Genomic DNA, 1,018 nt, shown 5'->3' on the forward strand with positions numbered 1-1,018 from the left:
GATGGCGGGCTTGTCCGAGGCGGCGCGACGGCGTCGCAGCTATCTATGCCGCGCGGATATTCGCCATGAAGCGGTCGAGCTCGGCGCGCAGGCGGGTGCTTTCGCTCGACAGCGTCTTGGCCGAGTTCAGCACCTCTTCCGAGGCCGAGCCGGTCTCGGCGGCGCCGCGGTTGACCTCGCCGATATCGGTGGCGGCCGTCTGGGTGCCCTGTGCGACCGTCTGGACGCTGCGGGCGATCTCCTGCGTGGCGGCGCCCTGCTGCTCGACCGCGCTCGCGATCGAGGTCGAGATCGACGAGATCTGGCCGATGGTCGCGCCGATCTCCTTGATCGCGGCGACCGATTCGGCGGTGGCGCCCTGCATGCCCGCGATGTGCGAGGAGATTTCATCCGTCGCCTTCGCGGTCTGGCTCGCCAGTGACTTCACTTCGCTCGCCACGACCGCGAAGCCGCGGCCAGCCTCGCCGGCGCGCGCGGCCTCGATGGTGGCGTTGAGCGCGAGAAGGTTGGTCTGCTCGGCGATCGCCGTGATCAGCTTGACCACCTCGCCGATCTGCTGGGCTGCGTGCGACAGCTTGCCGATGCGGCCGTCGGTCTCCTTGGCCTGCCCCACGGCAGCTTCGGCGATCCGGCTGGAATCGCGGACCTGCCGGCCGATCTCCTCGACCGAGGCCGACAGCTCTTCCGTCGCGGTCGCGACCGACTGCATGTTGGAAGACGCCTGCTCGGAGACGCCGGCGACCTGGCTCGACAGGCTCTGCGTGGTCTCGGCGGTGCGGGTCAGCGTCGAGGCCGCCGATTCCAGCTGCACGGCCGAGGCCGAGACGTTGGAGACGATGGTGCCGACCGCGCTCTCGAAATCGTCGGCAAAGCGGATCAGCTCGGCGCGGCGGCTTGCGGCCTGCTCCCGGTTCTGGACTTCGCTGGCGGCAGCGTCGCGCTCGGCCTTGGCCACGGCCTGGACCTTGAACTCCTCGACCGCGCCGGCCATCTCGCCGATCTCGTCCTTGCGGCCGAG

At 69.9% G+C, this 1,018-nt stretch carries 1 protein-coding gene; it reads right to left on the reverse strand.

Annotation, left to right across the window (positions count from 1 at the left end; genetic code table 11):
- Window positions 1-43: 43 nt before the first annotated feature.
- A partial coding sequence (locus tag XH87_RS08415) for a methyl-accepting chemotaxis protein (RefSeq protein ID WP_271520609.1) occupies window positions 44-1,018 on the reverse strand: 975 nt, incomplete at its 5' end.

This window comes from Bradyrhizobium sp. CCBAU 53415, assembly GCF_028128735.1.
Classification (GTDB): domain Bacteria; phylum Pseudomonadota; class Alphaproteobacteria; order Rhizobiales; family Xanthobacteraceae; genus Bradyrhizobium.